Raw genomic sequence first — 5,433 nt, 5'->3', positions numbered from 1 at the left:
CACCCCAGCCCTCCCCTTGAAGGGGAGGGAGTTACCGTGCTGCACTCAACGTGACATCGCCCAATCGTTCTCGTGGTTAGCAACAAACTAGTCGAACAAGTGTTTGACAAGTGACAATAGCGCTGCTAACTTTCACACCATGCCGGCTCCGTGCGAGCTCCGGCGACAGAGCGGCCAGAACCGCCACCCAATCGACCCGGCACCGTCGGGCGCAAAGACACCAAAGGAGTGAGTGAACATGCAGATCAAGAAACTCGCAGTGCTGTGCTCGCTGGCCGCCGCCTCGTACGTCTCGCCGGCGCTGGCCGACGTCACGATCGGCATCTCGCTGTCGGCGACCGGGCCCGGCGCGTCGCTCGGGATTCCGGAAAAGAACGTGTTCGCGCTGCTGCCGACGCAGATCGGCGGCGAGAAGGTCAATTTCATCGTGCTCGACGATGCGACCGATCCCACGATGGCGACGAAGAACGCGCGCAAACTGGTCAGCGAGGACAAGGTGGATGTGCTGGTCGGCTCGTCGACGACGCCGGCGACTGCCGCGATCGCCGAGGTGGCCAACGAGAGCGCGACACCGCAGGTCACGATCAGCCCGGTGTCGCTGCCGGCCGAGCGCAACAAGTGGGTGTTCCGCACCCCGCAGCAGAACAGCGTGATGGCCGCTGCGGTCATCGGACACATGAAGCAGAACGGGGTGAAGACGCTCGGCTTCATCGGCTTCTCGGATGCGTATGGCGAGGACTGGCTGACTTCGGTGACCGCCAAGGTTGAGGCGGCCGGAATCAAGCTGGTCGCGACCGAGCGCTATGCGCGTGCGGACACTTCGGTGAGCGGCCAGATCCTGAAGCTGGTGTCGGCGCGCCCGGACGCGATTCTCGTCGTCGGCTCCGGCAGCCCCGCGGCCCTGCCGCAGACCACGCTGGTCGAACGCGGCTACAAGGGGCAGGTCTACCAGACCCACGCAGTCGCGAACCAGGCCTTCCTCAAGGTCGCGGGCAAGGCGGCCGACGGCGTGATCATCCCGGTCGGGCCGGTGGTGGTGGTGGACCAGATTGCCGATTCGCATCCGTCCAAGGCGATGGGCAAGAGCCTCGTGACGAAGTACGAGGAAAAGTACGGCGCCGGCTCGTTCTCGTCCTTCGCCGGTCATGCCTTCGATGCGTGGCGGCTGATCGAGCAGGCGGTACCGGTCGCGCTGAAGAGCGCCAAGCCGGGCACCCCGGAATTCCGCGCGGCCCTGCGCGACGCGCTCGAGGGGAACAAGGAGGTCATCGCAAGCCACGGCGTCTACAACATGAACGCCAACGACCATTTCGGCCTGGACGAGCGCTCGCACGTGCTGGTGAAGATCGACAGCGGCAACTACAAGCTGATCAAGTAAGCAGCGCACGCGGGGACGATTCATGAGCACTGCGATCAACGAGACCGAGGCGATGTTCGCGCGCCCGGTCGTCAATGTCGAAGAACGGCCCGACGGCAGCCGCATCCTGCGCTCGGGCATCCCGCTGCCGCAGACGTATGCGCGCTGCGTCGGCGAGTGGCTGGAGCACTGGGCGCGCGAGGCGCCGGAGCGGGTCTTCCTCGCCGAGCGCAACGCCGCCGGCGAGTGGGACAGGGTGAGCTACGGCGAGGCGCGTCGGCGCGTGGTCGCGATCGCGACCTGGCTGCTGGGGCAGAACCTGTCCGCGGAGCGGCCGGTCGTGATCCTGTCCGACAACTCCATCGAGCATGCGCTGCTGATGTATGCGGCGATGCATGTCGGCGTGCCTTCGTGCGCGATCTCGACCGGCAACTCGCTGATGTCGAAGGACTTCGCCAAGCTCAAGGGCAACATCGAGCTGATGCGGCCGGGCGTCGTGTATGCGGATGACGTCGCGCGCTTCGCCGCAGCGATCGAGGCGATCCGGCCGCTGCACGACGGCGTCGTGGTGGCGGGCCGGCGCAGCGGAAACGCGGCGGGGTGCGTGGGGTTCGCGGACATCGAGGCATGCAGCGACGAGGCCGCGGTGATGCGCGCGTTCGACCGCATCACGCCGGACACGACGGCCAAGTTCCTGTTCACGTCGGGGTCGGTCGGTACGCCCAAGGCCGTCATCAACACGCAGCGCATGCTGTGTGCGAGCCAACTCGCGAAGGAGCTGGTGTGGCCCTTCCTCAAGGATGAGCCGCCGGTGCTGGTGGACTGGCTGCCGTGGAGCCACACGTTCGGCAGCAACCACAACCTGAACATGGTGCTGCGTTGCGGCGGCAGCCTCTACATCGACGACGGCAAGCCGGTGCCGGCGCTGCTGGGCAAGACGCTGCGCAACCTCAAGGACGTGTCGCCGACGATCTACTTCAGCGTGCCGCGCGCCTACGACATGCTGGTGCCCGAACTGCGCCGCGACGCGCAACTGCGCGAGGCCTTCTTCGGGCGCCTGAAATTGATCTTCTACGCCGGCGCGGCGCTGCCGCAGCACCTGTGGGCGGAACTGGAGAACCTCTCGGAGGAATCCATCGGCCGCCGCGTGACGATGGTGTCGTCGTGGGGTGCGACCGAGACCGCGCCGCTCGCGACCGACTGCCACTTCCAGGCGGTGCGCTCGGGTGTGATCGGCGTGCCGGTGCCGGGCGTCGAACTGAAGCTGGTGCCCAGCGCGGACAAGCTGGAAGTGCGCGTGAAGGGGCCGAACGTGTTCCCCGGCTACTGGAAGCAGCCCGAACTCACGGCCAAGTCCTTCGACGAAGAAGGCTTCTACCTGATCGGCGACGCGGTCGAGTTCGTCGATCCGGCGCGACCGGAGCAGGGCCTGCTGTTCGACGGCCGCGTCGGCGAGGACTTCAAGCTGCTGACCGGCACCTGGGTGCATGTGGGATCGCTGCGGGTGAAGGGCATCGACGCGCTGAAGCCGGTCGCCCAGGACATCGTCGTGACCGGCCACGACCGCGACGAGATCGGCTTCCTCGTGTTCCCGAACGTCTCCGAATGCCGCTCGCTGTGCCCCGGCCTGCCGGCCGATGCTCCGGTGGAGCAGGTGCTGACGAATCCGGCGGTGCTGGCGCGGGTGCGCCTCGGGATGGCGGCGCTGGCGCAGGGCGGTGGCGGATCCTCGACGGTGCCGACGCGCGCGCTGCTGATGGCGGAGCCGCCGTCGGTGGAGGCGGGCGAGATCACCGACAAGGGCTACATCAACCAGCGTGCGGTGCTGACGCGACGCAAGGATCTGGTCGAGACGCTGCACGCCGAAATGCCGGACAAGACCGTCGTCACTGCATGAACCGGAGCCGCCCGGTCAAAGGCGGCACGACAAGTGGAAAGGATCGCCCCATGAGCGAAGAACTGGTTAAGACTTCATTCGAAAACAACATCTACACGGTGATGCTGGCGCGGCCTGCGAAGCGCAATGCGATCAGCGACCGTCTGCTCAACGCGATCGATGCCGCTTTCGCGGCCGTACCCGAAGGGACGCGGGCCATCGTCCTCGGCGGCGAGGGCGAGCACTTCTGCGCCGGGCTGGATCTCACCGAGCACCAGCACCGCGACCCCTTCGGCGTGATGCAGCACTCGCGCGGCTGGCACCGCGTGTTCGACCGCGTCCAGAACGGCGGCATCCCGGTGATCGCGGCGCTGCACGGCGCGGTGATCGGCGGCGGGCTGGAACTCGCGACCTCGACCCACGTGCGCGTCGCCGAGCCGAACACGATCTACCAGCTGCCGGAGGGGCGCCACGGCATCTTCGTCGGCGGCGGCGCGTCGGTGCGCGTCGCCAAGATCATCGGCGCGGGGCGGATGTGCGAAATGATGCTGACCGGGCGCATCCTCGAATCCGACGAAGGCCAGCGCCTCGGCCTGTCGCACTACCTCGTCGGCCCCGGCGAGGCGCTGGCGAAGGCGCAGCAGCTCGCGCGCCGCATCGCCGAGAACGCGCCGATGGCGAACTGGGCGATGGTCACGGCCGTCGCGCGCATCGACAACCTGGCGAGCGACGACGGCCTCTTCGTCGAGTCGCTGACCGCCGCACTGACACAGACCAGCCCGGAAGTCGCCGAGCGCATCGGGCATTTCCTGCAACGCAAGGGACAGGGACCGCAGCGATGACGAATCCTTATGCAGCATCCGAAGCCGCGGCGCAAGCGCGCGCCTACGACGATATCTGGCTGGTGGCGGGGCAGCGCACGCCCTTCGCCGACTACAACGGCCCGCTGCGCGACGTGTCGCCGACCGATCTGGGCATCTTCGCCGCGCGCGCGCTGTTCGAGCGCAGCGGCATCCCCGCCGGCGAGGTGGATGCGATCGTCGCGGGCAACATGGCGCAGGCGAGCTTCGACGCCTACTTCCTGCCGCGCCACATCGGCCTGTATGCGGGCGTGAATCCGGCCGTGCCGGCGCTGCTGGTGCAGCGCCTGTGCGGCACCGGCTTCGAGACCATCCTCGCTGCCGCCGACCAGATCACGCTGGGCAAGGCGAAGGTCGCGCTGTGCGTGGGCACCGAGTCGATGTCGCGCAATCCGATCGCCGCCTACACGCACCGTGCGGGCTTTCGCATGGGACAGCTCGACTTCCGCGACTTCCTGTGGGAGGCGACCAAGGACACTGCACCGGGCGACAGCATGGGCGATACCGCCGAAAATCTCGCCAAGCGCTACGGCATCTCGCGCGAAGAGGTGGACCACTTCGCCGCGCAGAGCTTCGCGCGCGCGTGTGCGGCATGGGATTCGGGGTATTTCGCGGACGAGGTCGCGTCCGTCGTCAATTCGAACTGGGTGCTTCCGGGGTACAACCCGCGCGCGCTGAAGCTCGCGGATCGGGTCGAGTGTGTCGATCGCGACGGCCACGTGCGTCCGACGTCGCTGGAAACCCTGCAGAAACTGAAGCCGGCATTCGGCGGCGTGCAGACGGGCGGCAACAGCTCGGCGATCGTCGATGGCGCGGCCGCGGTGATCGTCGCGCACGGCGACTGGGTGCGCGCGCATGGCGTGAAGCCCCTCGCGCGCATCGTCGCCGGCGCTTCGGTGGCGGTGCCGCCGGAGATCATGGGCATCGGGCCGGCGCCGTCGATCCGCGTGGCCGCGGCGCGGGCCGGGCTGACAGTCGGCGACCTGGGGCGCGTCGAGATCAACGAAGCCTTCGGTGCGCAGTACCTCGCGTGCGAGCGGGAGCTGGAGTTGGACCGCGAGCGCTGCAACGTGCATGGCGGCGCGATCGCGATCGGCCACCCGCTGGGTGCGTCGGGAGTGCGCCTGACGACGACGGTGGCGCGCGAGCTGCGCGAGGCCGGGCTGCAGTTCGGCGTGTCGTCCGCGTGCTGCGGCGGCGGGCAGGGCGTGGCGATCGTGGTCGAGAACGGGAATTATTGATGTGGCGACGGATGCATGAACGCTGCCCGGGCGCCCTGTTCCTCCCCCTTTAGGAGGGGAATGGGTTTCGGCCGCGTCTGCTTAACCCATCCCCACCCC

Annotated in this window: 4 protein-coding genes; all 4 read left to right on the top strand. The window is 67.9% G+C overall.

Going from position 1 to position 5,433, the window contains the following annotated elements; genetic code table 11:
- The first annotated feature begins 238 nt into the window (after window positions 1-238).
- Genes GPA27_RS27750 through GPA27_RS27735 form a run of 4 tightly spaced genes read left to right on the top strand, consistent with a single transcriptional unit; the run spans window position 239 to window position 5,334 of the window.
- Complete coding sequence (locus GPA27_RS27750; protein WP_169143642.1) at window positions 239-1,378, top strand: ABC transporter substrate-binding protein; 1,140 nt, start codon at window positions 239-241, stop codon at window positions 1,376-1,378.
- Window positions 1,379-1,400: 22 nt separating this feature from the next.
- Entirely contained in the window at window positions 1,401-3,254 is a 1,854-nt protein-coding gene (locus GPA27_RS27745) for a feruloyl-CoA synthase (protein WP_169143641.1), read from the top strand.
- Between the two features lie 50 nt (window positions 3,255-3,304).
- Window positions 3,305-4,075 (top strand): crotonase/enoyl-CoA hydratase family protein, encoded by a 771-nt coding sequence (locus GPA27_RS27740; protein WP_169143640.1) that lies wholly within the window; start codon window positions 3,305-3,307, stop codon window positions 4,073-4,075.
- Window positions 4,072-5,334, top strand: coding sequence for a thiolase family protein (locus GPA27_RS27735; protein WP_169143639.1), 1,263 nt, complete (start codon window positions 4,072-4,074; stop codon window positions 5,332-5,334). The genes GPA27_RS27740 and GPA27_RS27735 overlap by 4 nt, the downstream gene beginning before the upstream one ends.
- Window positions 5,335-5,433 lie beyond the last annotated feature (99 nt).

It is taken from the genome of Aromatoleum toluolicum (assembly GCF_012911005.2).
Classification (GTDB): domain Bacteria; phylum Pseudomonadota; class Gammaproteobacteria; order Burkholderiales; family Rhodocyclaceae; genus Aromatoleum; species Aromatoleum toluolicum.
This window is presented reverse-complemented; position numbering and strand designations above follow the sequence as displayed.

Excerpts from the sequence above, each read along its gene's own strand:
- GPA27_RS27750 (WP_169143642.1), top strand. The coding sequence starts at position 239 with ATGCAGATCAAGAAACTCGCAGTGCTGTGCTCGCTGGCCGCCGCCTCG.
- GPA27_RS27745 (WP_169143641.1), top strand. The coding sequence starts at position 1,401 with ATGAGCACTGCGATCAACGAGACCGAGGCGATGTTCGCGCGCCCGGTC.
- GPA27_RS27740 (WP_169143640.1), top strand. The coding sequence starts at position 3,305 with ATGAGCGAAGAACTGGTTAAGACTTCATTCGAAAACAACATCTACACG.
- GPA27_RS27735 (WP_169143639.1), top strand. The coding sequence starts at position 4,072 with ATGACGAATCCTTATGCAGCATCCGAAGCCGCGGCGCAAGCGCGCGCC.